The 24,302-nt window shown below is 71.2% G+C and carries 24 protein-coding genes; 9 read left to right on the top strand and 15 right to left on the bottom strand.

Annotated features, from left to right (window positions below; translation table 11 throughout):
- The first annotated feature begins 108 nt into the window (after positions 1-108).
- Entirely contained in the window at positions 109-1,476 is a 1,368-nt protein-coding gene (locus H490_RS24925) for an MATE family efflux transporter (RefSeq protein ID WP_017884202.1), read from the top strand.
- A 53-nt stretch (positions 1,477-1,529) separates the two neighbouring features.
- Here the strand turns inward: H490_RS24925 and H490_RS24920 are convergent, their stop codons facing one another.
- Positions 1,530-3,092, bottom strand: a complete 1,563-nt coding sequence (locus tag H490_RS24920; protein ID WP_017884201.1) for an alpha/beta hydrolase — start codon at positions 3,090-3,092, stop codon at positions 1,530-1,532.
- Positions 3,093-3,211: 119 nt separating this feature from the next.
- Here H490_RS24920 and H490_RS24915 point away from each other — a divergent pair, with 119 nt between their 5' ends.
- Both H490_RS24915 and nucS read left to right on the top strand, forming a co-directional pair.
- Positions 3,212-4,600 carry an MFS transporter gene (locus tag H490_RS24915; RefSeq protein WP_017884200.1) on the top strand — a complete coding sequence of 463 codons (1,389 nt, stop codon included), beginning with the start codon at positions 3,212-3,214 and terminating at the stop codon, positions 4,598-4,600.
- Between the two features lie 88 nt (positions 4,601-4,688).
- Positions 4,689-5,381, top strand: a complete 693-nt coding sequence (nucS, locus tag H490_RS24910; RefSeq protein ID WP_031290058.1) for an endonuclease NucS — start codon at positions 4,689-4,691, stop codon at positions 5,379-5,381.
- 22 nt (positions 5,382-5,403) lie between these two features.
- Here nucS and H490_RS24905 read toward each other — a convergent pair whose 3' ends face one another.
- The 5 genes from H490_RS24905 to H490_RS24885 are packed head-to-tail and all read right to left on the bottom strand — an operon-like array spanning position 5,404 to position 10,278.
- Complete coding sequence (locus tag H490_RS24905; protein WP_017884198.1) at positions 5,404-6,303, bottom strand: polysaccharide deacetylase family protein; 900 nt, start codon at positions 6,301-6,303, stop codon at positions 5,404-5,406.
- Positions 6,300-7,253 carry an agmatinase gene (speB, locus tag H490_RS24900; protein ID WP_017884197.1) on the bottom strand — a complete coding sequence of 318 codons (954 nt, stop codon included), beginning with the start codon at positions 7,251-7,253 and terminating at the stop codon, positions 6,300-6,302. The genes H490_RS24905 and speB overlap by 4 nt, the downstream gene beginning before the upstream one ends.
- Before the next feature lie 24 nt (positions 7,254-7,277).
- Positions 7,278-8,057, bottom strand: coding sequence for an SDR family NAD(P)-dependent oxidoreductase (locus H490_RS24895; protein ID WP_017884196.1), 780 nt, complete (start codon positions 8,055-8,057; stop codon positions 7,278-7,280).
- Positions 8,057-8,749 carry an SDR family NAD(P)-dependent oxidoreductase gene (locus H490_RS24890; protein ID WP_017884195.1) on the bottom strand — a complete coding sequence of 231 codons (693 nt, stop codon included), beginning with the start codon at positions 8,747-8,749 and terminating at the stop codon, positions 8,057-8,059. The genes H490_RS24895 and H490_RS24890 overlap by 1 nt, the downstream gene beginning before the upstream one ends.
- Positions 8,746-10,278 carry an APC family permease gene (locus H490_RS24885; protein WP_017884194.1) on the bottom strand — a complete coding sequence of 511 codons (1,533 nt, stop codon included), beginning with the start codon at positions 10,276-10,278 and terminating at the stop codon, positions 8,746-8,748. Before H490_RS24885 ends, H490_RS24890 begins: the two co-directional genes overlap by 4 nt.
- A 127-nt stretch (positions 10,279-10,405) precedes the next feature.
- Between H490_RS24885 and H490_RS31125 the strand changes: the two genes are divergently transcribed.
- Positions 10,406-11,773, top strand: a complete 1,368-nt coding sequence (locus H490_RS31125; RefSeq protein WP_017884193.1) for a PucR family transcriptional regulator — start codon at positions 10,406-10,408, stop codon at positions 11,771-11,773.
- 31 nt (positions 11,774-11,804) lie between these two features.
- Here H490_RS31125 and H490_RS24880 read toward each other — a convergent pair whose 3' ends face one another.
- Positions 11,805-12,419 (bottom strand): TetR/AcrR family transcriptional regulator, encoded by a 615-nt coding sequence (locus H490_RS24880; protein WP_017884192.1) that lies wholly within the window; start codon positions 12,417-12,419, stop codon positions 11,805-11,807.
- Positions 12,420-12,583: 164 nt separating this feature from the next.
- On the opposite strand from H490_RS24880, the gene H490_RS24875 reads away from it, so the two are divergent.
- From H490_RS24875 to H490_RS24860, 4 genes are all read left to right on the top strand, one after another.
- On the top strand, positions 12,584-13,192 hold the full coding sequence (locus H490_RS24875) for a biotin transporter BioY (protein ID WP_017884191.1): 609 nt from the start codon (positions 12,584-12,586) through the stop codon (positions 13,190-13,192).
- A gap of 182 nt (positions 13,193-13,374) precedes the next feature.
- Complete coding sequence (locus tag H490_RS24870; protein WP_017884190.1) at positions 13,375-14,211, top strand: energy-coupling factor ABC transporter ATP-binding protein; 837 nt, start codon at positions 13,375-13,377, stop codon at positions 14,209-14,211.
- A complete protein-coding gene (locus tag H490_RS24865; protein WP_017884189.1) occupies positions 14,208-14,822 on the top strand; it encodes an energy-coupling factor transporter transmembrane component T family protein in 615 nt (204 codons plus the stop codon). Before H490_RS24870 ends, H490_RS24865 begins: the two co-directional genes overlap by 4 nt.
- Positions 14,823-14,874: 52 nt before the next feature.
- Complete coding sequence (locus tag H490_RS24860) at positions 14,875-15,396, top strand: SseB family protein (RefSeq protein ID WP_017884188.1); 522 nt, start codon at positions 14,875-14,877, stop codon at positions 15,394-15,396.
- Positions 15,397-15,525: 129 nt separating this feature from the next.
- Here H490_RS24860 and H490_RS24855 read toward each other — a convergent pair whose 3' ends face one another.
- The 7 genes from H490_RS24855 to pxpA form a co-directional block, all read right to left on the bottom strand.
- Positions 15,526-16,098, bottom strand: a complete 573-nt coding sequence (locus H490_RS24855; protein WP_017884187.1) for an HdeD family acid-resistance protein — start codon at positions 16,096-16,098, stop codon at positions 15,526-15,528.
- A 165-nt stretch (positions 16,099-16,263) separates the two neighbouring features.
- A complete protein-coding gene (locus H490_RS24850) occupies positions 16,264-16,458 on the bottom strand; it encodes a tautomerase family protein (RefSeq protein ID WP_031290055.1) in 195 nt (64 codons plus the stop codon).
- A 115-nt stretch (positions 16,459-16,573) separates the two neighbouring features.
- Positions 16,574-17,539 (bottom strand): biotin-dependent carboxyltransferase family protein, encoded by a 966-nt coding sequence (locus H490_RS24845; protein ID WP_017884185.1) that lies wholly within the window; start codon positions 17,537-17,539, stop codon positions 16,574-16,576.
- On the bottom strand, positions 17,529-18,422 hold the full coding sequence (locus tag H490_RS24840) for a 5-oxoprolinase subunit B family protein (RefSeq protein ID WP_017884184.1): 894 nt from the start codon (positions 18,420-18,422) through the stop codon (positions 17,529-17,531). Before H490_RS24840 ends, H490_RS24845 begins: the two co-directional genes overlap by 11 nt.
- On the bottom strand, positions 18,419-19,777 hold the full coding sequence (locus H490_RS24835; RefSeq protein WP_416371709.1) for an acetyl-CoA carboxylase biotin carboxylase subunit: 1,359 nt from the start codon (positions 19,775-19,777) through the stop codon (positions 18,419-18,421). The genes H490_RS24840 and H490_RS24835 overlap by 4 nt, the downstream gene beginning before the upstream one ends.
- Positions 19,778-19,809: 32 nt before the next feature.
- Positions 19,810-20,046, bottom strand: a complete 237-nt coding sequence (locus H490_RS24830; RefSeq protein WP_017884182.1) for an acetyl-CoA carboxylase — start codon at positions 20,044-20,046, stop codon at positions 19,810-19,812.
- Positions 20,047-20,098: 52 nt separating this feature from the next.
- A complete protein-coding gene (gene pxpA, locus H490_RS24825; protein WP_031290054.1) occupies positions 20,099-20,833 on the bottom strand; it encodes a 5-oxoprolinase subunit PxpA in 735 nt (244 codons plus the stop codon).
- Between the two features lie 91 nt (positions 20,834-20,924).
- Here pxpA and H490_RS24820 point away from each other — a divergent pair, with 91 nt between their 5' ends.
- Positions 20,925-22,391: a PucR family transcriptional regulator gene (locus H490_RS24820; protein ID WP_017884180.1), complete on the top strand. Its 1,467-nt coding sequence runs from the start codon at positions 20,925-20,927 to the stop codon at positions 22,389-22,391.
- A gap of 152 nt (positions 22,392-22,543) precedes the next feature.
- Here the strand turns inward: H490_RS24820 and H490_RS24815 are convergent, their stop codons facing one another.
- On the bottom strand, positions 22,544-23,947 hold the full coding sequence (locus H490_RS24815; protein ID WP_017884179.1) for a purine-cytosine permease family protein: 1,404 nt from the start codon (positions 23,945-23,947) through the stop codon (positions 22,544-22,546).
- Positions 23,948-24,302 lie beyond the last annotated feature (355 nt).

Raw genomic sequence — 24,302 nt, 5'->3', positions numbered from 1 at the left:
TTGGATCGCGGCTCAGCGCACCCGGGCCGCGCGAGGACGGCGCGGTCGCGCGTGTCGCGTCAGCCGGCGCGGCTGCGGCGTCGCAGACCTGTCGGGGTCGCCGCTAACATGCTCAGCATGTCGGAAATCGGACGAAGGCGGTGGCGACAATCGCGGGGCGCGCGCCGCCGCATCGACCGCAGCATCGCGCACCTCGCGGTGCCGGCCCTCGGCGCGCTCGTCGCCGAGCCGCTGTTCCTGGTGGTCGACTCCGCGCTCGTGGGGCATCTCGGGGCCGCCCCGCTCGCGGGGCTCGCGGTCGCGGCGGCGATCCTGCAGACCGCCGTGGGGCTCATGATCTTCCTCGCCTACTCCACCACGCCCCTCGTCGCGCGCCGAAGCGGGGCGGGCGACCTGCGCGGGGCGGTGCAGGCCGGCATCGACGGCCTCTGGCTCGCGCTCGCGATCGGCGTCGCGGTGGGGGCCGTGCTGTGGGCGGCCAGCGGGCCGCTCGTGACGTTGTTCCACGTGGAACAGCGCACCGCCGAGCTGGCGCTCACGTACCTCACCATCTCGTGCCTCGGCATCCCCGCCATGCTCGTGGTCTTCGCGGCGAGCGGCCTGCTGCGCGGCCTGCAGGACACCAAGACCCCGCTCGCGGTCGCCACGATCGGCTTCACCGCGAACGCCGCACTGAACTGGTGGTTCATCTACGGCCTCGGCTTCGGCATCGCGGGCAGCGCGTGGGGCACGGTGCTCGCGCAGTGGGGCATGGTCGCGGTCTACATCGTGGTGATCGCGCGGCACGCGGGGCGGGCCGGCGCTGGTTTCCTGCCGCGGCGCGACGGCCTCGCCCACGCGGGTCGCAGCGGCGGCTGGCTCTTCATCCGCACGGCCGGGCTGCGCGCCGCGCTGCTCGTCACGGTGTTCGCCGCGACGAGCCACGGCACCACCGCCACCGCCGGCTATCAAGTGGTGTTCACCCTCTTCTCGACCGCGGCGTTCGCACTCGACGCCCTCGCGATCGCCGCCCAGGCGCTGATCGGCGACGCCCTCGGCGCGCACGACGCCCGGCGGGCTCGGCTCATCGTGCGGCGCACCGTCTTCTGGGGGGTCGCGTGCGGCGCGGTGATCGGCGTGCTGCTCGCCGCGGCCAGCCCCGTGGTGGGGCGCGTCTTCACGAGCGACGAGGCGGTGCTCGCGATCCTGCCCCCCGCCCTGCTGGTGCTCGGGATCTCGCTGCCTCTCGGCGGCTACGTCTTCGTGCTCGACGGCGTGCTCATGGGCGCGGGAGACGCGCGCTATCTGGCGTGGACGAGCCTCGTCAACCTGGCCGTCTACCTGCCCGCGCTGTGGCTGCTGACGGTGCTCGTACCGAGCGGCACCGCCGCGCTCGTCGCGCTCACCGCCGGGTTCACGCTCGTCTTCATGCTGGCGCGCGCCGTGACGCTCGGGATCCGGGCGCGCAGCAACCGATGGGTGCGGCTGGGCGCCTGACCCCGTCCCGTCGACGGCTCGCGATCCGCGCCCGGAACCCGGTCAGCCCCCGATCAACCCGCGTCGGACTCGCAGACGGCTCCCGGCTCGGGCAGCTCGCCCTCGAGCAGATAGGCCGTGGTCGCGTCGTTCACGCAGCTCGAGCGCCCGAGGTAGCTCGCGCCGTGCCCGTGCCCGTCGAGGGTGAGCAGGCGCGCGTTGCCGAGCTCCCGCACCAGCTGCTCCGACCCTTCGTAGGGCGTGGCGTGGTCGCCGAGCACGCCGATCACGAGGATCGGCGCGTCGGGCGACCCCGAGAACGAGTCGGTGATGTCATCGCCGCTCTCGGGCAGCGCGTCGCACGACAGATCGATCCACGGGAGCAGGGCCTCGTCGTCAATCTCCGGCCCGCCGAGCATCTCGGGCAGACCCGCCTCCTCGACGTACTCGAGGAAGCCCACCAGGTCCGGGTCATCGGGGAACGAGTGGCAACTCACGATCGACCCCTCGATCCCCACCGCGGCGCCGCCGCTCGCCATGCTCTCGAGGATCTCATCGATGCCCTGCTGCTCGCCGCGCATCGCACTCGCGAGCCGGTCGAGCGCCAGCTCTCGCCCCTCGGGAATGCCGTAGAGCGATGCCGTGAGAAACTCCAGCAGCACGCCTCCGTCGAGCTCGTCGCCGGTGCTCGCCACGAGCGGGGTCTCATCGAGCCGGTCGATCGCCTGCTGCAACTGCTCCTCGCTCTCGATCGGGCAGTCCGATCTGCCGTACTCGGTCGCGCAGCCGCTCAGCAGCGCGACCGTCTCGCGAGCGATGGCGGCCTGCTGCTTGAAGCGGTTGACCGGGGCGCCCCAGTTCGCCGAGATCGCGCTGTCGAGCACGAGGCGGCCCACCCGCTCGGGAAACAGGGTCGCGTAGGTCGCGCCGAGCACGGTGCCGTACGAGTAGCCGAGGTAGTGCAGGCTGTCATCACCGAGGAGCGTGCGCAGCAATTCCATGTCGCGCGCCACCTGCGAGGTGCCCATCGAGTGGGCGAGCGGGTTCGCGTCGGCGCACAGCGCGATCTCGAGCTCGGCGACATCCGAGAACCCCGGGCAGTCGATGCGCGAGCTGCGGCCGATGCCCCGCGGATCGAAGCCGACCACCGCGTAGCGCTCCGTCACCCGCTCGGCGCCCGGCATGATCGACAGGCGGTAGGCGAGATCGACACCGCTCGCGCCGGGGCCGCCCGGATTGACGAACAGCGTGCCGAGGGGCTCGCCGTCGCCGGTCGCAGCGCGCTGGTTCACCGAGAGCTCGATCGTCTCGTGGTTGCGCGGGTCGTTCCAGTCGAGCGGGGCCTCGACCGCGGCGCACTGGTACTCGTCGAGTGGCGCCCCCTTCTCCTCGAGGCGCTTCGCCGCGCCGTCCTCGATCTCCGAGAGGTCGCACTCGCCCCACTCGATCGTCTGCGCGTACACGCCGGGGAATGTCTCTGCCTGGAGGGCGTTCTCGGAGTCGTCGACGGCCGGCGCGCAGCCGCTCAGCACCAGCACCCCGGCGGCGAGCGCGGCCAGAGCTGCGAAGCGGGCGCGCTGAGCGCGCGAAATGCGCGCGGAGGACGCGCCGATGCTGCCGAGTCGACGATCTGCCATGAATCCTCCGATGCGAAGTTGGACTAGGTTCACTATAGGGCTTGAGGGCCGCCCTCGACGCCCCGCGTGGGTTCGCGCGCAGCAGGCGAGGATCAGCGGGCACGCCCTAGACTCGATCCGTGATAGAACGCGCCGCATTCGAACGGGCCCTGGTCGTGCGCTGGGTGCGCACGGTGCCCGTCGTCTTCCTCGTGGTCGGCCTGGGCTTCGGCACCTGGCTGAGCCGCCTGCCGGCCGTGCGCGACCACCTCGACGCCAGCGCCACCGAGATGAGCGTCTACGGCCTCTGCCTCGCGGTGGGCAGTCTCGCCGGGCTCGTGCTCTCCGGGCGCATCGTGCACCGCTTCGGGCCGCGCCGCACCATCCTCGTCGGCATCATCGCCACCACGATCCTGCTGCCGGGCGCGGCCGCCATCATCATGAGCGGCGCCATCCCGCCCGGCCTCGCCGTGCTCTTCGCCTACGGCTTCGCGTTCAGCATCTGCGACGTCGCCATGAACGTGAGCGGGGCCAACGCCGAGGCCGCGTTCGGCCGCCCTCGCATGCCGCTCATGCACGCGGGCTACAGCCTCGGCGCGGTCGCCGCCACGAGCCTCGGCGGGCTCGCCGAGGCGCTCGACGTGCCGGTGCCCGTGCACTTCGCCGCGGTGATGCTCGCGAGCGCCGCCGTGCTGTTCGCGCTGCTGCGCAACCTGCCCCGCGACGAGCAGGCGGCGCGGGCGGCCGGCGAGCGCGCGGGCCGGGCCGGCGGATCCGCTTCGCCGTCGCTCCCGGCGCCTGAAGAGCGCGACCCCGCCACCGGCTCGATCCCGATCATCGACTCCGCCGCCGGGCAGCGGCCCGCCTTCACCACCATGACGGGCTCGATCCCGATCCAGACCAGGGGCAGGGACCGCGATGCGAACGGCGCCGCGGGCGAGCAGCCGCGGCGGGGGTCCGGATCCGCCCGCCCCTCCAGCCCTTGGCGGGATCCGCGCATCTTCCTCATCGGCCTGCTCACCCTCTCGTTCGGGCTCTTCGAGGGCACCGCCAGCGACTGGCTGCCGCTCGCCCTCGTCGACGGCCGAGAGCTCAGCAACCACCTCGGCTCGATGATGCTTAGCGTGTTCTTCGCGGCGGTGATGTCGGTGCGGATCGCCGGATCGTGGCTCATCACCCGCTTCGGCCGGGTGGCCGTGCTGCGCGCCTCCGCCGTGCTCGCCGCCGCCGGAGTGGTCACGACGATCCTCGCGCCCGGCACCCCCGGCGCAGTGCTGGGCGTGCTCGCCTGGGGCGTCGGCACCGGGCTCGGCTGGCCGATCGCGATCTCGGCGGCCGCCGACCGCGCCGACACGGCGGCCCGCGACGTCGCAGCCGTCTCGGCCATCGGCTACGGGGCGATGCTCGTGGGGCCCATGGCGTTCGGCTTCCTGGGTGAGCACATCGGCCTGCTCACCGCGTTCTGGGCGCTGCTGCCCTTCGCGGTGTACGTGCTGTTCGCGGCCTCGGCGACGCGGGCGCGGCGCTGACCCGCGCCTCCCGTGCTCCCGGGGCTCCCGCACTCGCCGTACCCGCCGGAGCAAGCGGGCGAACGGGTGAGCGGGTAAACTACGGCGGGTGCGAATCGTTGTTGCAGACTGCTCGGTCGACTATGCGGGCCGCCTCTCGGCGCACCTGCCGCGAGCCAAGCGCGTGCTCATGCTCAAGAACGACGGCTCCATCCTGGTGCACAGCGACGGCGGCTCCTACAAGCCGCTCAACTGGATGAGCCCGCCCTGCTCGCTCACCGCCGTCGAGCTCGACGAGGATCAGCAGGCCGCCGGCATCGTCGAGGCCTGGCAGGTCACCCACAAGAAGACCGCCGACAAGCTCATCGTCTCGGTGTTCGAGGTGTTCCACGACTCGTCGCACGACCTGGGCGTCGACCCCGGCCTCATCAAGGACGGCGTCGAGGCGCACCTGCAGGAGCTGCTCGCCGACCAGATCGAGCTCGTCGGCGAGGGCCACACGCTGGTGCGCCGCGAGTACATGACGGCGATCGGCCCGGTCGACATCCTCGCCCGTGACGCCTCGGGCGCCTCGGTGGCGATCGAGATCAAGCGCCGCGGCGGCATTGACGGCGTCGAGCAGCTCACCCGCTACCTCGAGCTCATGAACCGCGACCCGAAGCTCGCCCCCGTGCAGGGGGTCTTCGCGGCGCAGGAGATCAAACCGCAGGCGCGCACGCTCGCCGAGGATCGCGGTATCCGCTGCCTCGTGCTCGACTACGACTCGATGCGCGGCATGGAGGATCAGAACACCCTGTTCTGAAACGCCCCCGCGCCCGCGGCGCTCAGGGCTCGATGCGCGGAAGGCCCCTCGGCGCGGGCGCCTGCTCGACGGTGCGCCGCGCGATCTCGCCGAGCGGCGCGATCCAGACGTCGCTCATCGCCGCGACGTCGGCCATGAAGCGCTCCAGCACCGCCGCCCGGCCGGGACGGCCCGACAGGAACGGGTGGTTGGTGAGCACCCAGCACCCGCCGTGCTCCCGCATGCCGTCGAGCTCGCTCCGCCAGAGCTCCACGGCGTGCGCCGGCGTCTGGATCGGCCCCAGCTCGGTCACGTCCGGCAGAAAGCAGTACTGCTCCCAGTCGTCGAGCGCCCACTGGATCGGGATCTCGACGAGGGTGCGCGCCCCCTCGGCGGCGCCCTGCTCACCCGGGGAGAGCACGTAGGGGAAGTCGTCGTCCATGAGGCTGGAGTCGTAGAGGAACCCGCGTTCGGCGAGCAGCGCCGGCATCTCCCACGAGAGATCCCACATCGGCGCCCGGTAGCCGAGCGGGCGATCGCCGGTGAGCCGCTCGAGGGCGTCGGAGCCCCGGTCGAGCTGCTCCGCCTGCTGCTCGGGGTCGAGCCCGGCCGGCCGCACGTGGTGATAGCCGTGGTGGGCGATCTCGTGCCCGGCGGCGGCGATGTCGCGCACCGCGCCCGGGTGTAGCTCGGCGGTGAACCCCGGCACGAAGAAGGTGCTGCGCACGCCGACTCGGTCGAGGATGTCGAGCAGCCTCCCCACCCCCACGCGCGGCCCGTACGCCTGGTGCGTCATCACGCTCAGGCTGCGCGCCGTCCCGGGTGCGGCCGCGAGCGCGGCCGACTCCCCGTCGACGTCGAACGAGAACGACGCCGCGCACCGGGCGCCGCCCGGCCACTCGAGCGGCGCTCGCGCATGCGGGCGATCCGCGGCAGCGCTCACCCCGCCGCCACCCGGTCGCTCATGATCGAGACGAGATCGTACGCGCAGTGCGACGCGGCCACCGCGGTGATGCTGGCGTGGTCGTAGGCCGGGGCGACCTCGACCACGTCGGCTCCCACGAGGTTCTTGTGCCGCAGCCCGCGCAGCAGCTCGAGCAGCTCCCGACTGGTGAGGCCCCCCGCCTCGGGGGTGCCCGTGCCCGGCGCGTGCGCGGGGTCGAGCACGTCGATGTCGATCGAGATGTAGAGCGGCGCGTCGCCCACCCGGGCGCTGATGCGGTCGATGATCTCGGTGAACGGGGTCGTGTGGAACTCGCGCGCGTGCACGATCGTGAAGCCGAGCTCGGCGTCGTCGGTCAGGTCGTCGGCGCTGTACAGCGAACCGCGGATGCCCACGTGCGCCGAGTGCTCCTTGATGAGCAGCCCCTCCTCGATGGCGACCCTGAACGGGGTGCCGTGCGTCACCGGAGTGTTGAAGTAGGGGCCCCAGGTGTCGAGGTGCGCGTCGAAGTGCACGAGCGCCATCGGCCCGTGCTCGCGATGCAGGGCGCGCAGCGAGGCGAGCGCGATCGTGTGGTCGCCGCCGAGCACGACGACCGGGCGGCCGCCCTCGGCCAGCGCCGAGACGCCGGCCTCGATCTCGCCGAGCGCGGTGGTGATGTCGAACGGGTTGCAGTCGACGTCGCCCGCGTCGACCACCTGCACCGAGTCGAACGGCGCCACCTCGAGTGCCGGGTTGTAGGGGCGCAGCAGTCGCGAGGCCTCGCGAATCGCCCCCGGGCCGAACCGGGCGCCCGGGCGGTAGGTGACCCCCGCATCGAACGGCACGCCGACCACGGCGATGTCGTGGCGCGGCACGTCGCCGATCCGTGGCAGCCTCGCGAACGTCGTGAATCCCGCGTAGCGCGGCGAGACCTGACCGTCGATCGGGGGGATGGGGTTCGTAGTCACTGATGGATCCTGTTCTCTCGTGGGTCAGACCCGGGCGCGGGTCGATCCGCCGTTCACCTGGAGCGTCTGCCCGGCGATCGCCCGCAGCCCCGGATTCGCGAGGAAGGCGACGGCCTCCGCGATCTCGTCGGCGCGGCCGATGCGGCCGAGCGGGATGCCGCGAGCGTAGTGCTCGTGCATCTCGGCGAGCGAGACGCCCGCCGCTTCGGCGTCGACGTTCAGCTGCGGGGTATCGATCACCCCCGGGGCGATCGCGTTGACGATGATGCCCTCGGGCGCGAGCTCGTGGCCCAGGCACTTCACGAGCGCGATGAGGCCCGCCTTCGACGCCGCGTAGGAGGTGGCCTCGGGCCAGCCGATCACACCCCACTCGCTCGAGATCACCACGATCCGCCCGCCCGTGCCCTGCTCGCGCATCACGCGCACGGCCTCCTGGATCATGGCGTAGGTGCCCAGCAGGTTCGTCTCGACGACCCGCCACCAGTCGGTGGGATCGGCGTCGACGAGCGGCGCCATCGTCATGGTGGCGTGATTGGCGACGAGGGTGTCGAGCCGGCCCGCGATCCGCACCGCGTCCCGGATCAGCTCCCTGCAGGCCTCGGGGGTGCCGAGATCCTTCGCCACGCCCCGCGCATCGGAGGTCCGCAGCACCGCCTGCAGCGCGGGGCCGTCCGAGCGGGCGTGGGCCAGCACGTCGGCCCCCGCCGCGGCGAGCGCCGACACCTGCGCTGCGCCGAGCCCGCCGGCGGCGCCGGTGACCAGCGCCGCCGTTCCCTCGAGGTTTCGACTGTTCGAGTGGGGCATCAGATCACGGCTCCCGAGTTCGGATGGAGGGTCTCGCCCGTGACGAAGCTCCCCGCGTCGAGCAGGAACTCGACGCAGAGCGCCACGTCGTCGGGTTCGGCGAGCGCCCGGGTCGGCAGCGTCGCGAGGTACGCCTCGTCGCGCCACGGCGAGTCGGGCGCCAGCATCGGGGTGTTCGTGGGGCCCGGGGCGACCGCGTTGACCCGCACACCCGAGGGCGCGACCTCGACGGCGAGGCTCCTCATCGCCCCGAGCACGGCGCCCTTCACCGCGGCGTAGTGCGAGTCGCGCGCGCCGCCTCCGACGGCCAGTTCGCTCGCGATCGCCACGATCGCGCCGGCGCCGCGCTCCAGCATGCCGGGGAGCACGGCGCGGGATCCGGCGAAGAATCCGCCGAGGTGCACGCGGAGCATGCGCGCGGCCTGCTCGTCGGTCACGTCGGTGAGCGGGATGCTCTCGTAGTGCCCGGCGGCGCTCACGAACGCCTCCACCGCGCCGAGATCCCGCTCCACAGCGGCCACGGCGGCGGCCACATCCGCCTCGTCGGCCACATCGACCTGCAGCGCGAGGTCGACGTCGCTGGCCCGGACCCGGTCGAAGCCGGCCACCGTCCAGCCGGCGTCGCGCAGTCTCCGCGAGACCGCCGACCCCATCCCGCCGGCGGCCCCCGTCACGATGGCGACCGGGCTCATCGGCGCTCCCCGCTCTCGCGGCCGGGACGGGCGCCCCCGGCGGGATCGCCGGCGGTCTCGCTCTCGGCGGCGCCGTCCAGCTCGAGCATCACGGCCGAGGTCTCGACGTTGACGATGCGGGTGCGCACGCGGGAGTAGATCGCGGCGCCCACCACAGCGAGCGCCACGGCGCCCACCACCACCGACCAGTCGAGCCAGGGGTTGCCGTTGAGGGCGCGGGGCCAGGCGATGTTGACCAGCTCGAGCACCACCCACACGAGGGCGGCGACGGCGACGATCCCCGTCCAGCGGCCGATGCTGAACGGACCCGGCCGCCAGCGCTTCCGCAGCACCGCCACCGCGAACGCGAGCACCGGGAAGAGGAAGCTCAGGTAGAAGCCGCCCGACGTGAAGTTCACCATGATCGTGTACAGGTTCTCGGCGACGTTACTCAGCAGGAAGAGCGCGGTGCCGATGACGGTGGTGATGAGGATCGGGCCCACCGGCTGGCGCTGCGAGCGGCTGAGCCGAGAGAGCGCGTTCGAGAACGGCAGCGCGCCGTCGCGGGCCTTCGCCCAGATGAGGCGCGACGCCGAGGTCTGCAGTGCCAGGAAGCTCGCGACGAAGCCGATGGCGAAGAGCACCTGGATCGGGATCGCGAGGTGCGAGCCCAGCTGCGCGGTGAGCACCGCGTAGACGGGGTCGGCGTCGTAGTCGGGCAGCTCGGCGGCGTTCTCAGGGGTGGCGAGGATCACCGCGAGGCTCGAGAACATCACTACGACGGCGATGAAGCTGATCGAGAACAGCACGGCCTTTGGCAGGTTGCGCCGCGGCTCGTGCACCTCCTCGGCGATCGAGCCCGCGCTCTCGAACCCGACGAACGAGAAGCCGATGAACACGACGGCGAGCAGGAACGGACCGCCCAGCGAGAAGAACCCCTCGGACGCGCCGATGCTGGCTCCGCCGTCGAAGAGCACCGAGAAGTCGTGCTCGCGGTGGGCGATGAGCAACCAGACGGCGAGACCGATGGAGCCGATCACCTCGGCGCCGATGCTCGCCAGCATGAAGCCCTTGAGGATGCCGCGGCCCGAGAGGTTGATGATGGTCCCCAGCACCAGCACGATGAATGCGATGAACGCGATCTGGGTGCCGCTCGCGCCGTGCATGCCGATGATGTTCGCGATGAAGCCGGCCGCGCCGAGCGCGACCGTCGCCATCGCGATCACCAGCGTCCAGATGTAGAACCAACCGGCGAACCAGCCGTAGCCCGAACCGAGCAGTCGCGACGCCCACTGGTAGATCGATCCCTCGAGCGGCCATCGCGAGACCAGCATCGCGAATACCAGCGCGACGAGGAACTGGCCCCCGAAGACGATCAGGAAGCCCCACCAGAACGACGGACCCGCGGTGGTGATGGCCAGGCCGAAGATGCCGTACAGGGCGACGATCGGCGAGATGAACGCGAATGCGAAGGCGAACGCGGCGCCGAAGCTGAATTCCCTTCGCAGGGTGCGGGTGCCCTCTTCGGGGCGAGCAGTGCTCGTAGTCACAGTGGTCTCCTTTGGCCCGGACGGCGACGAACGCCCCCAATTATGCACTCCTCCATCATTCAGGGCGCGAAAAGAGGAACATCCTCTATTTCTCGGCACAAGAGTTGGAGAAAGCTACAATGCTTTCATGTCTTCGATGCAGGCCGATTCCGGGGCGCTCGTCAGGATCGGCGATCTCATCGCGGCGGGATCGCTGGCCGTCACCGCCGCCGTGCTGCCCGACGGCGCGCTCGAGCGACAGGTCTCGTGGGTGCACGCGACCGAGCAGCTCGACCCGCGGCCGCACCTGCGCAAGCACGAGCTCGTCTGCACGCTGGGCAGCGCGCTCGTGCGCCCGCGCTCCGCCGAGACGTTCGTCGCCGCACTGTCGGACGCCGAGGTCGCGGGCATCGCGCTGGGCCTCGGCGAGGTGCACCTGGAGCCGCCCGAAGAGCTCGTCGCGGCGTGCGAGCGCGCGGGGATGCCGCTGCTGCTGCTCGACCACGGCGTCCCCTTCCTCGCGGTGAACGATGTCGTGCTGCGGCGTCGCACCCAGATCGAGAGCGAGGCCAGGAGGCGGGAGACCGCGCTGCTCTCGCGGCTGCTGGCGATGGCCCGCACGGGCGCGGGCGAGACGGCGCTGCTCAGCGCGGTCGAGGAGACTCTCGGCGGCCGGGTCGGGAAGGTCGGATCGGGGGCGAGCCGCGGGCTCGAGTGGATCGGCGAGGCGCCGGGGCCGAGCGGCGAGTTCATGGAGCAGCTGCAGAGCGTGCTCGAGTTCACGGGCCTTGAGCACGCCCGCGAGGCATCGGAGCAGCAGCAACGCCTCGGGCAGCTCATCGACCTGATCGCGAGCGGGCTCGCGCTTCCCGCGGCGATCCTGCCCGAGATCGAGGCCCACGGGCTGGATCGCGCGCAGCTGCGGGCGTCGAGCTGGCCGAGCGGCAGCGAGGGGGCGCTCGGCCGCCACGGCATTCCCGGGCTGATCGGCGTGACGTCGCAGGGGGTCGTGCTCATCTCGGGGCCGAACTCGGAGGAGTCGTTCCGCGGCCTCGGCCTCGTGTGCGGCTACAGCTCGACGGTCGAGCTGGGCGAGCTGCGGCGCGCGCTCAGCGAGGCCAGGTCGGCGCTGCGGCTGGCGCGCAGCCGCGGCGGCCTCGCCGGGCCGGATCAGCTGGTGTCGCTCGAGGCGCTGCTCGAGCAGCAGCCCGCCGAGCATCTGAGCCCGTTCGTCGAGCAGCTCATCAAGCCGCTGCTCGATGCCGAGGAGCAGGGGCGGGTGGAGCTGCTCTCCACGCTGCGCGTGTTCATCGACGCCGACGGGCACCTGCAGGCCACCGCGGACCGGCTGTACGTGCACGTGAACACGGTGCGGCATCGGCTGCGGAGGATCCGGGAGCTGAGCGGCCGCGATCCGCTCTCGCAGAACGATCTGGTCGACCTGCGCATCGCCCTGTGGACGGCCGAGCGCCGCAAGGCGGTCGAGCACCGCCTGATCCGCCCCTTCCACCGCTGAGGTTCGACGGCTCGGCCCGGGGCCGGCCGCGTCAGCGACCCGAGGTCGCAGACGCGTCGAGGCCCCGCAGGATGATGGCGAGGCCCCGCTCGAACGATGCGTCGAGGTCGCGTTCGGGATCCGCCACCGCAGCCGCGTCCCTTCGGGGCAGCGCGGCCGGATCGATCAGCGCGCCGAGCGCCGCCGCCTGCCGGTGGGTCTGCGTCGACTGCGCGTGCCCGAAGGTGTAGAGCAGCAGCGTGCGCGCGCCGTCGGGCCCCACGAGCGCGGTCAGCCACCGCTCCACATCGGAGGCTCCGAGCCGGAACGCCGCAGCCGTCGCCACCACGTCGGCGCCGTCGCGCACCGCGAGCATCGCCTCGCGCAGCGCCACGCAGAAGGCGCGCGGATCGGCGGCGGGGCCCGCCGCCTGGGCGCCGGCCGCGCCCTCCGCGCCCTGAGCCGCTCCGCCGCCCAGCGCGACCGGGCCCACGATCTCGTCGGCCATGAGCGCGAGCAGGGTCTGCTTGTCGGGCACGTGATGGTAGAGCGCGCTCGGCTGCACGCCCAGCTCGGCGGCGACGCGGCGCATCGAGCAGTTCTCGAGCCCCTGGGCGTCGAGCACGCGCAGGCCGGCGGCGACCACGTCGGCGAGGCTGTTGCGCATTCCACCAGCCTACCGCTAACCTGAACACCGTTCACCAGAACACCGTTCAGGTTGCTGTCCCGAGCAGCGCCCGGCACCGCGCCGGGCCGTGCCCCGCGATCCCGATCCCCTTCCCGCCCCTCCGCGCCGCATCATCGAAGCGCGGCCCACCACAAGGAGCCAGAGTGTCCGCACCCGAGACCGCCGCCGTCGGCGCCGCACCGAAGCGCAACGTCGCCACCGACATCGCCCTCATCGCAACCTTCGCCGCCCTCATCGCGGTCTGCGCCCTGCTGCCCGCCATCAGCGTGGGCGGCGCCGTGCCCATCACCCTGCAGACCTTCGCCGTGATCCTCGCCGGCGCCGTGCTCGGTGCGCGCCGGGGCTTCCTCGCCGTGCTGCTCTACCTGGCGGTCGGCGCGGCGGGACTGCCGGTGTTCTCGGGCGGATCCGCGGGCCTCGCGCCCTTCGCCGGCCCCTCGGTGGGCTACCTCGTCGCATTCCCGCTCGCGGCGCTGCTCGCGGGCTTCATCGTCGAGCGCCTGCCCCGCCGCAAGATCGCGACCAGCATCCCCCTCATCTTCCTGGCAGGCATCGTGTCGAGCTTCGTGTTCGTGCACCCGCTCGGCATCCTCGGCATGGCGTGGCGGGCCGACCTCACCCTGGGGCAGGCGTTCGTCGCCGACCTCGCCTTCTGGCCGGGCGACGTGGTCAAGAACATCCTGATGGCGCTCGTGGCCACGGCCGTGCACCGCGCGTTCCCGAGCCTGCTGCCGGCGCGCCGGCGCGCCTGAGAGCGCCCGGCCGCTCGGGCTTCCCACCCGTGTCTCGGTTCTCACCGGCATCTCGGATCGAAACTCGCACTCCGATCCGAAACACCGCCCGGCTCCGCACCCCGGGACGGCGCACAGCCGAAGACCCCGAGCCGGAGCCGATCCCCCACCAGAATCCCGTCAACACCGCATAGGATCGCCGAGTGATCGAACTGCGCAGCGCCACCGTGACCGCACCCGAGGGCCCGGTCACGATCCTGCACCCCGTCTCGCTCACCCTCACCGAGCGCCGCGTCTCGATCATCGGCGCGAACGGCTCGGGCAAGTCGACCCTCGCCCGGCTCGTCAACGGGCTCGTCGAGCCGAGCGCGGGGCAGGTCGTGATCACGGCGAGCGCCGCATCGAACGGCGGAGGCACGAGCGAGGCCGACGCAGCCCCGGGCGCGGCGGAGGCGAGCGCCGGGGCGCCGGATCCGCGCCCCCTCGACACCCGCCGCGACGGCGCCGCCGTGAGGCGCCGCGTCGGCTTCGTGTTCACCGACCCCGCCGCGCAGCTCATCATGCCGACCGCGATCGAGGACGTGATGCTCTCCCTGCGCCGCACCCATCGCGACAAGCGCGCCCGCCGGGAGGCCGCGCTCGCCGCACTCGACCGCTTCGGGCTCGCGCAGCTCGCCGATCGCAGCGTGCACACGCTCTCGGGGGGCCAGAAGCAGCTGCTCGCGATCGCGTCGGTGCTGGCGACCGACCCCGCGATCCTCGTCGCCGACGAACCCACGACACTGCTCGACCTGCGCAACGCCCGCATGATCGGCGACCTGCTCATGTCGCTGCCGCAGCAACTCGTGGTCGTGACGCACGACCTCGAGCTCGCCGCTCGGGCCGACCGCACCCTCGTCGTCGACGAGGGGCGCGTGGCGTTCGACGGCGCCCCCGCCGCAGCGATCGCCCACTACCGCGAACTGAGCGGGGCTCCGGCGGCATCGAGTGCGGCCGCAGGCCGCCCCTCGCCCGATGATCCCGCCCGGGAGCGACCGTGAGCATCCACTCGCCGCTCGGCGCCTACCTGCCGGGTTCGGGGCCCCTCCACCGGCTGCGGCCGGGCGCGAAGCTGCTCGGTCTGTTCGGGTTCGCGATCGCGGTGGTGTCGACGACCGGCGTGCCGCTCACCGCGGCGTGGCTCGGGTTCGCCGTCGTCCTCGCGGTGCTCGCGGGGCTGCGCGGGCGCGACTTCTGGCGGGTCGCCCGCGGCTTCGCGCTGATCGCGGTCCCCCTCTTCGCGTTCCAGGCCTGGCAGCACGGCTGGGAGCGGGGCGCCGAGGTGGTCGGCGACCTCTTCGCGATGATCCTCGCCGCGAGCGCCGTCACCGCGAGCACCGCCGTCGAGGACATGCTCGACACGATCACCTGGGCGCTCGGGCCGCTGCGCCGCCTCGGCGCGAAACCCGAGCGGGTGGCGCTGGCGTTCTCGCTCGTGATCCGCGCGATCCCGACCATCCTGGGCGTCGCGCGCGAGACGCAGTCCGCAGCGCGGGCCCGCGGGCTCGAACGGGATCCGCGCGCGCGCCTCATGCCGCTCGTGCTGCGCACCGTCGCGCACGCGCAGCTCACCGGCGAGGCTCTCTCGGCGCGCGGTGTCGGCGAGGACTGAGGGGCGCGCACTGTAGACGATGATGCGCGAGAGACGCCCTAGGCTGGAGGGCATGGCCGAGAACCCCCAGCATCCGGATCCCGACGCCGCAGCGCACCCGGCCGAGGCCGCAGGCCGGGCCGAGGCCGCGATCCCTGCCGAGGTGCACCCCGACTACGCCAACGAGGCCGTGCGCGATGCCCTGCGCGAGCTGCAGCAGCAGCCCGACTACGAGCGACTCGCCGCCTTTCTGAACTCGCTGCGCGAGGGCTACCTCGTGGCCGACGTGACGGGCACCTCCTCGAAGAAGAAGGGGCCGCGGGTGCGCACCATCCGCTCCACGAAGGGCCAGCTCGTGCTGCCGCTCTTCACGTCGATGGCCGAGCTGCGCGCCGTCGCGCCCGCCGAGCGCCGCGCCGACAGCAAGGGCGTCATCATGCCCGCGCACGAGGCGATCGCGCTGATCCGCACCGACCGCTTCGTGGCGGCGGAGTTCGACAAGGCGGGCGCCTCGCTGGTCGTGCTGCGCAAGTACCTGGCGCTCGCCCTCGAAGAGGAGCCCGTCACCGCGGAGCAGCTCGAGCAGATGCGCTGAGCCGCGCCGGGTCGCCACCGTCGCCGCGGCTCCGGGCCGCCGCCGCCCGAGGCCCACGAACGACTGAGGCCCGGAGTGCAGCGCACCCCGGGACCCCGATCGACGGCGGCAACCGCCGCCGCCCGTGTGCTACTCCGCGGAGCCGACCTTGAAGGCGCGCACCACCTGCACGACACCCATCACGACCATCGAGATGCCGAGCAGCAGCCACAGGGTCACGGCCCCGAGCAGCGGCGAGAGCATGAGCGAGAGGCCGGCGATGACGCTGATGATGCCGTAGATGACGGTCCAGGTCTTGTTGCCGCTCTGCTTGACGACCGTGAACGCCATCACGCCCTCGAAGAGCCACAGCACGCCGATGGTCACCGAGAGGAAGATCGCGAGCACCGCGGCGGTCGCGCCGAGGTTCACCATCATCACCACGCCGCCGATCACGTACAGCACGCCGAGCAGGATGTGGCCGGTGCGGGCCCAGCCGCCGAGCGCGCGGCTGAAGACCGCGGAGCCGATGTAGACGACGCCCACGACCAGGGCGTAGGCGGCCATCACGGCGGCGACGATCTGCATCGCGACCGCGCCCGTCTTGCCCGGGAACAGGATGATGAGCAGGCCCAGCACGATCGCGATCAGGCCGCCCACGCCGAAGGCGGTGCGCACGCCGTCGCCGGCGCGCTGCAGCAGGTTCGTTTCGGGTGAGGTCATGAGAACTCCTTGGGTGAGACAGCATCCGCACACGCGGCGCATACCCTTATCATGGCCCATCTGCGGTCGCGGCACTACTCCCCTCGGCCCGCTCCGGCCGCACCACACGGTTGCAGCGAGCTCGACGAACAGGAGGTCGGCGCGGCCGGCGACCCCGCCGACGCCTCAGCGGGTCTGCCCGTTGAACGTCCACTGAGTGCGCGGCACGCCCTCGACGGTGACCCAGGTGTCGGGGCGCTTGCCGTCGGGTCCGGTGCAGTGCTCGGCGACGACCTCATCGATGGCGATGGCCAGCCGCTCCGCGAGCTGCGGATCCTGATGCAGACGATGCTCGAACATTTTCACGGTGACGAGTGGCACGGCGATTCTCCTTGTCTCTCGGGCCCGGGGCCCGGGCCGTAGCGGTGGGGGCGGGTGAACGGGCGGCCATGCGGGGCGCAGGCCGCGGAGCCCGCGCCCCGCGACCCGTGCGCCTCTACGACCAGACGCGGTCGAGACGGGCGCGGCGCTCGGCACGCGCCTCGAGCGCCTGCTCCATGGTCACTGGCACGAAGCGCACCCGGGTCCCCGGCGACATGCGCGCGAAGAGATCCATGTCGGCGCTGATGACCGTGCAGGCCTGCGCGTAGCCGCCTCCTGAGACCGCGTCGTAGTGCAGCACGATGGGCTGCGTACCACCGGGTATCTGGATCGAGCCCACGGGGTAGCCGGCGTCGGTGATGTTCGAGGGGTCCTGGCCCGCGCCGAAGGGCTGGGGCTCGTCCCTCCATGGCGCACCGGGCCCGTCGAAGCGCAGGCCCATGCGGTCGGCGACGGGAGTCAGGGTCCACTCGGCGCCGAGCAGGTTCCGCAGCCCCTCCTCGGTGAGCTTGTGGTCGTAGAGACCCGTCATCACGCGCACCTCGACCTGCTTCTCGTAGCTCGGCAGCAGATCGTCGGGCACGCGGTCGAGACGGGGCAGCGTCTGCTCGCGCGGCTCGCCCACGGGCAGTGCGTCGCCCGCGGCGAGCGCGCGGCCCTCGACGCCGCCGATGCGGCCGATGGGGTACGTGGAGCGCGAGCCGAGGGCCACTGGCACGTCGATCCCGCCCGCGACGGCGATGAAGAACTTGGTGCCGCCCCGGATCACACCGAACGAGAGTTCGTCGCCGGCCTGCAGCTCGATGCGAGCGTTCTGCTGCGCGGGCTCGCCGTTGACGAGCACGTCGACGGGCGCGCCCGTCACCGCGATCACGGCGGGGGCGTCGGTGGTGAGCTTCGGCCCGAGGTAGGTGCACTCGAGCACGGCGTCGTCGGGCGTGTTGCCGACGAGGCGGTTGGCGAGCGCCGACGAGTACTGGTCCATCGAGCCGCCCTGCGGGATGCCGTAGCGGTAGTAGCCGAAGCGCCCGCGATCCTGCACCGTGGTCGCGAGCCCGGGGGTGATGATCTCAAGCGACATCGAGGGCCTCCAGAAGTGAGCGATTGTGGCCCTCGAGGTCGGCGAGCGCCTCCGAGAGCGAGAACGTGACGGGTGCCTGCTTGTAGCGATAGGTGCCGGCCTCGACCTGCGCCTGTATCTCGCGGTACTCGGCCTCGTCGACGGGGCGGTACTTCACCACGTCGCCGGTCTTGAACAGCACCGAGAAGTCGGCGAAGTCGGCGAGACGCTGCTCGGGGTCGTAGATGGGGGCCGGCGCGATGCCCAGCATCTGGTAGCCCCCGGCGCCGCGCACCGAGTAGTGCGCGGTGAAGCAGCCGCCGATGCCGACCGTGAGGGGAGGCGTGTCGGTGCGTGGGCTCAGGTACTTGGGCACCTCCAGCTGCTCCTCCTGCGGTGCGAGTTGGAAGAGGAACGGGAGGCCGGCGACGAAGCCCACCATCGACACCAGCCACGGGCGCTCGTGGTGGCGCCGGATGAACTCCTGCGCGTCGGCGAGACCGTTGACCGCCGCCGCGTAGTCGAGGTCGGTGCCGCTCGGGTCCTGGTGGTACCCCTCGCGGAATCGCTCCACCGTCTCGCGCGTGTAGGGGTCGTCGTACCAGACGGGCACCTCGACGATGCGGGTTTCGAGCACCCCGCCGGAGACCTGGCGAACGTCGGCCTCGAGTTCGCGCACCACCCGCTCGAGCTCGGTGTGGGCGAGCTCGTCGGGGTCGAATCGGATGAGCAGGGAGGCGTTGGCCGGGCAGATGTCGATGATGCCGGGCAGCTCGCGCTGCTCGAGGCCCATCGCGATCGAGTTCGAGACGAAATTCGCCTCGAGCGACATGTCCGGGGCGATCTCGACGAGCAGGAACTCGTCACCGCCCCAGGTGTAGCGCGCGTGGTCGGGCAGGGTCATGCTGATGCTCCCAACAGGCCGGGGACTGATTCGATGTAGGTGGTGTAGTGCTGCGCGGCCGAGAAGTCGTCGAGCGCCACGAGCCGCCGCATGAGCGGCACGGTGCTCTTGATGCCCGAGATCTCGACCTCGTCGAGGGCGCGAGCTGCGCGAGCGAGGGCGTGCTCCCGGTCGCGGTCCCAGACGATGAGCTTGCCGAGCAGCGAGTCGTAGAACGGCATGACGGTCTGGCCGGCGGAGAACCCGAAGTCGGCGCGCACGCCGGGCCCGCCCGAGAGCTCGAGGGCCTCGATGCGGCCGGGGCTCGGCATGAAGCTGTTGTCGGGGTCCTCGGCGTTGATGCGGAACTCGAAGGCGTGGCCCTCGAACTCGATGTCCTGCTGGGTGTAGCCGAGCCTCTCTCCGGAGGCGATGCGCAACTGCTCGCGCACGAGGTCGATGCCGGTGATGGCCTCGCTGATGGGGTGCTCGACCTGCAGGCGCGTGTTCATCTCGATGAAGGCGATCTCCTGGCGGTCGGGATCGTAGAGGAACTCGACGGTGCCGGCCCCCACGTACCTCGACTGGCGCGCGAGTTCGACAGAGGTGTCGCGCATGCGCTGCCGCAGGTCCTCGGGCAGGCCCGGTGCGGGCGCCTCCTCGATGACCTTCTGCTGGCGGCGCTGCATCGAGCAGTCGCGGTCGCCCAGGTGCACCCAGGTCTCTCCGTCGCCGAAGATCTGCACCTCGACGTGACGCGCCCGGGTGACGAACCGTTCGAAGTAGACCTCGTTCGAGTTGAACGCTGCCTGCGCCTCGGCCTGGGCGACCTCGACGGTGCCGCGCACCTCTGCGCGCGACTCGATGCGCCGGATGCCGCGTCCGCCTCCACCGGCGGAGGCCTTCACCACGAGCGGGTAGCCGATGCCATCGGCGATGCTCTCGATGTCGGCCGTGACGTCGAGCACGCCGTCGGTTCCCGCGAGCACGGGCACTCCGGCCTCGATGGCGGCCCGGCGGGCGCGCGACTTGTCGCCCATCAGCACGATGGTGTCCGGGTCGGGCCCCACCCAGACGAGTCCGGCGTCGGTGACCTTGCGGGCGAAGTCGGCGTTCTCGGAGAGGAAGCCGTAGCCGGGGTGGATCGCGTCGGCGCCCGTCTCGGCGGCGGCGGTGAGCACCGCCTCGTGGTTGAGGTAGCTCAGGCCCGCGGGAGCGGGCCCGATCACGACCGATTCGTCGGCGAGGCGCTCGGCGTTCGAGCCGCGGTCGGCCTCGCTCACCACCGCCACGGTGGCGATGCCCATCTCGCGGGCGGCGCGGATGATGCGCACCGCGATCTCGCCTCGGTTGGCGATCAGCAGTTTTTTCACAATGGCGCTCCTTTGCGGGCTGGCGTCGGGTGGGATCAGTCGATCGTCGCGATGACGTCGCCGGGGCCGACCATGCCGTTGTCGTCGACCTCGAACGACTGAATCGTGCCGCCGATCTCGGTGCGCACCTCGGTGAACTGCTTCATGATCTCGATGACGCCGATCGTCTGCCCGGTCTCGACGGTGTCTCCCACCTCGACGAACGGGGCCTTGTCGGGTGCTGGGCGGCGGTAGAAGATACCGGGAATCGGGGCGATGACCTGTGAACTCATGTGTTGTTCGCTCTCGAGATAGAGGGATAGATGGGATGGTGGGTGGTGTCGTCTACCGGTCGACGACCGCGCGCACGGCGGCGGTGACCTCGACGGCGTTGGGGGTGTCGGAGTGCACGCAGATGCTGCCGAACTCGATGGGCAGCTCGGTGCCGTCGACCGACACGATGACTCCGTCGTCGATGGCGCGCCGGGCCTTCTCGGCGGCCTGCTGCGGGTCGGTGGCGTGGGGCTGACGCAGGATGATGAGGCCGCCCTCGGAGTTGTAGTCGAGGTCGACGTAGAGCTCGCCCACGAACTCGACGCCCTCGCGCTCGGCGACGCGTTGGTGGGCGGATCCGGCGATCCCGAAGACCGGCACGCCGTAGTCGCGGGCGACTCGCACCGCTCCGAGCATCAGCTCCTCGTCCCGGGCGAGCATGCCGTAGAGCGAGCCGTGGGGCTTGATGTGGTTGAGAGGGAGTTCGTACTTCGTGAGGAAGCCGGTGAGCGCGCCCACCTGGTAGCGGATGAGATCCTCGACCTCCTGAGGCGTCAGCTTCATCTCGCGGCGGCCGAAGCCCACGAGGTCGGGCAGACCGGGGTGGGCGCCGACGCGCACGGCGTTCTCGTGCGCGAGCGAGACCGTGGTCTCCATGGCACCCGGATCGCCGGAGTGGAAGCCGCATGCGACGTTCGCGACGTCGATGAGTCGCATCAGCTCGGGATCGTTGCCGAAGGTGTGCAGGCCGAAGGCCTCGCCCATATCGGAGTTGACTGAGATCGCATCACCACGTTGTGCTGTCATGGCCTCAAAGCTACGCCCAGCCCGCAACGAACGTTATTATGCATACGCAAGAATCTTCCATTCGAATTTGTGCAGATGCGAAAGGGATCGAATGCGCGTCACCGACCTCCTCGCCGAGCAGTCCCTGCAACTGCGGCTCGAGACGCCGTCGAGCATGAAACGGCTGGGCCGCGAGATCGCCCGCTGCGCCCCCGCAGAGCACCTCGATCCAACGCCATACCTCGAGCCGAACGTCCTCGTGCTGACCTCGGGCATCGGCATGAACTTCACCGAGCCCAGCATCTGGGACGGCTACGTGGAGCGCCTCACCCGGGTGCCGGTCTCGGCCCTCGCCTTCGCGGTGGGCGTCGCCCACCGCGAACTGCCGAAGGGGCTCATCGAGGCGTGCGCTCGCCACGACGTGCCCCTGCTCGAGGTACCCACGACCGTGCCGCTGTTCAAGATCAACCAGCACGTCGAATACATGCTGCAGGCCGAGCGCATCGCCCTCACCGACCGGGGCTGGCGGCTCGCCAACGAGTGCGCGCGGCTCGCGAGCCAGGGCGCCGAGATCTCGACGCTGCTCGCTGCGATCCACTCCGTGCTCGAACTGCCGGTCGCCGTCTACGACGCCTTCGACTCCATCATCGCCCAGTACCCCACCACCGTCACCTGGCGCACCGGCGCGACCCGCGGCGCTCAGCCCGACGTCTTCAACCTCACCCTGCCGATGGGACTGCGCAACCCGTGCCAGCTCGCGGTGCGCCTGCTGCGGCCGTCGAGCGAGTTCGAGCCCCTGCTCACGCCCGTCACTTCGATCCTCGCCATGCAGCTCAACCGCTCGGTGACGGTCGATGCGAGCAGTCAGCAGGACATGCTGCGCTTCGTGAACCGCTGCGTCTCGTGGTCCGAGGCCACCCGCAACGACGTGGCCGGTGCGTTCCACGAGCTCGGCCTCAGCCGCGGCGCCGACACCGCGCTCGTGGTCGCCGACCTCGGCGGCGAGCACGCCGCCGCCGCCTGGCAGCTGCGCCTCGCGCTGCACGACGCCTTTCACGATGTGCGGGTGGCCGAGATCGACGACCGCCTCATCGCGCTCATGCAGTTTCCCCGCGACGGCATCGCCGAGGCCACCGCGCACCTGCTGGGCGTGCGGGCCGACCTGCCGCTCGTGCTGCGCGAACCCACCCACACCATCGACGAACTGCGCATCTCGCTGGTGCACGCCCTCGATCTGGTGCGCCACGCCGAGAAGCCCGTGGTGGCGCCGGCGCTCGGGCTCAGCGCCGTCGTGGCGGCAGCCGCGGGGCGCGGGGCGCGGGAGTCGGCCCACCGCTTCCTCGCGCCGCTGCTCGAGCACGACGAGAAGCGCAGCACCGAACTGCTGCCCACGCTGCGCGCCTGGCTGCGCAACGACGCGCAGCCCTCGCGCACCTGCGACGAGCTGTTCATCCACCGCAACTCGCTGGGCTACCGGCTCCGACGCATCGAACAGATCCTGAACATCTCTCTCGACACGCTCGACGGCAAGGCCACCTGCCTCATGGCGCTGCGCCTGGTCGAGCTCGAGCCGTACTGACGCACCGCGGCCCCGATGCGACGCGGGATCCCGCGACCCGCGATCCCGAGCGGCAAGGCGATCGCGCGGCGAGGCCGGGGCCTCGAGAACGGGGTTCTCGAGGCCGCCCGACCCCGCCGGGCTCGCCGGGGCCCGAGGGCACCGGCGAGGGGCTACTGCTGCGCGACGACCTTGATCAGGCCGGTGCGGCTCGTCGGGTGCGTCTTCCAGAGCACGGCGTAGATGACGCCAGCCGACACGGCCGTGAGGATCGGGCCCCACGTCGATCCGACGCCCGCCAGCTCGGGGTTGATCGAGCCGAGCTGCAGCATCACGAGGCCGATCACGGTCGCGATCGTCCAGGAGATCAGGCCGTTGCTGTTGAAGGCCCGATAGTGCTTGTCGCCGATCGCCGCGTGCTCCTGATTGCGGCCCTGATCGAGCAGCACGTGGGTCAGCGCGATCGCCACCCACGCCGTCACCAGCACGCCCTGCCACGCCAGAGCGAGCAGCAGATACTGCACGATGGGCAGCAGCATCAGCAGGTAGATGATCACCGACGAGACGAGCACCCACACGATGTTCGGCAGTCGCAGGCGCAGCACCCGCTCCCCGAATGCCCGCAGATTCGCAGCCCCGAGGTAGTAGTTCGCCGTGTTGATCCGGGTCTGCGAGGCGATGATCACGATGAGGCCGAGGATGCCCATCAGCGACACCATACCGCCGGCGATGCCGGTCTCGGAGACCTCGAGACCCGGGATGGTGAACGTGAGGAAGATGCCGACGAAGGCCGAGAATCCGTAGGCGAGCACGTAGAACAGCGGGCCGAAGGTGAAGCGCTGGTGGAACTTCACATCCTTGCGCTTGCCGAGCGCCGCGTAGTCCATGGTGAACATCATCATGATCCACACGCCCATGTAGCCGGCGAAGGTCGCGAGCCAGCCCGGGCCGCCCTGCGCGAACGGCAGCGGCACCTCGGGAGCGTGCGTGAGCCAGGCGTCGCCGAAGCCGTAGACGACGCCCGCCCAGATGACGGCGGCGACGAGGCCGAAGAAGTAGAGCGGCATCAGCCAGCCGTTGAGCTTGTCGAGGAAGCGGCGGGCGCCGCCGATGATGAGCGGCGTGGAGTAGATCACCACGATGAGGCTCCACATCCACATCTCGCCGCCGAACGCCGCCATGAAGGCGTAGGCCACGATCGAACCCTCGAACACGGCGTAGTAGATCGCGACGAGCGCGAAGATGATCGTCGCGATCGACGAGCCGGCGGTGCCGAGGATGGTGCGCGAGAACTGCGCCACCGTGGTGCGGTTGTTGATGGCGTAGCGCGACAGCACGGCATTGATGACGCCGTAGCAGATGATGGTCAGCACGATGCCGACGATGGCGTTCACCGTGCCGTAGGCGGCCGCCATCGCCGCGCCGATGTAGACGAAGAAGAACGCGCTGGCGACGCCGTACCAGGCCATCGCGAGCGATCCGCGAGTCATCTGGTCTTCGTCGTCGCCCTGTCGCGCGAGGGCGTCGGTCGCTTCGACGTCGTCGTTGCTCCCGGTCAGATTGAGGGTCACGATCATACCTCCATTGGTATTTCGGGGAGTGCCGCCGCGGGCGTCGTCGCGCGGAGGCGCGGCGGCGAGCACGGCTGCGGAAGGGGGGAGAATCCGCGTCGGCCGGAACCGGTGCGAAGCCGGGTCGGTGCTGCAGTCGATCGCACCGACATCTCATTTTTGTCAGGCGTGTCGCGGATCAGTATTGTGCAAGGGCCGGAAAATCAGCAGACTCCTTTGTCGTATGCATAAATCTCCGATCCGGCACCGACCGATCGTCGGCACGGGACGGGCTCCCCTCCGCGGAAGATCTCGGAAGACTGCGGTGCACGGTCGTCCGCGGTCGCCCGCAGAGGGGGCCGTCCGGATCCGGGCGAGGCGC

Source organism: Leucobacter sp. UCD-THU (genome assembly GCF_000349545.1).
In the GTDB taxonomy this organism is placed as follows: domain Bacteria; phylum Actinomycetota; class Actinomycetes; order Actinomycetales; family Microbacteriaceae; genus Leucobacter; species Leucobacter muris.
The sequence above is the reverse complement of the archived record's forward strand: the minus strand, read 5'-3'. Positions and strand labels throughout refer to the sequence as shown.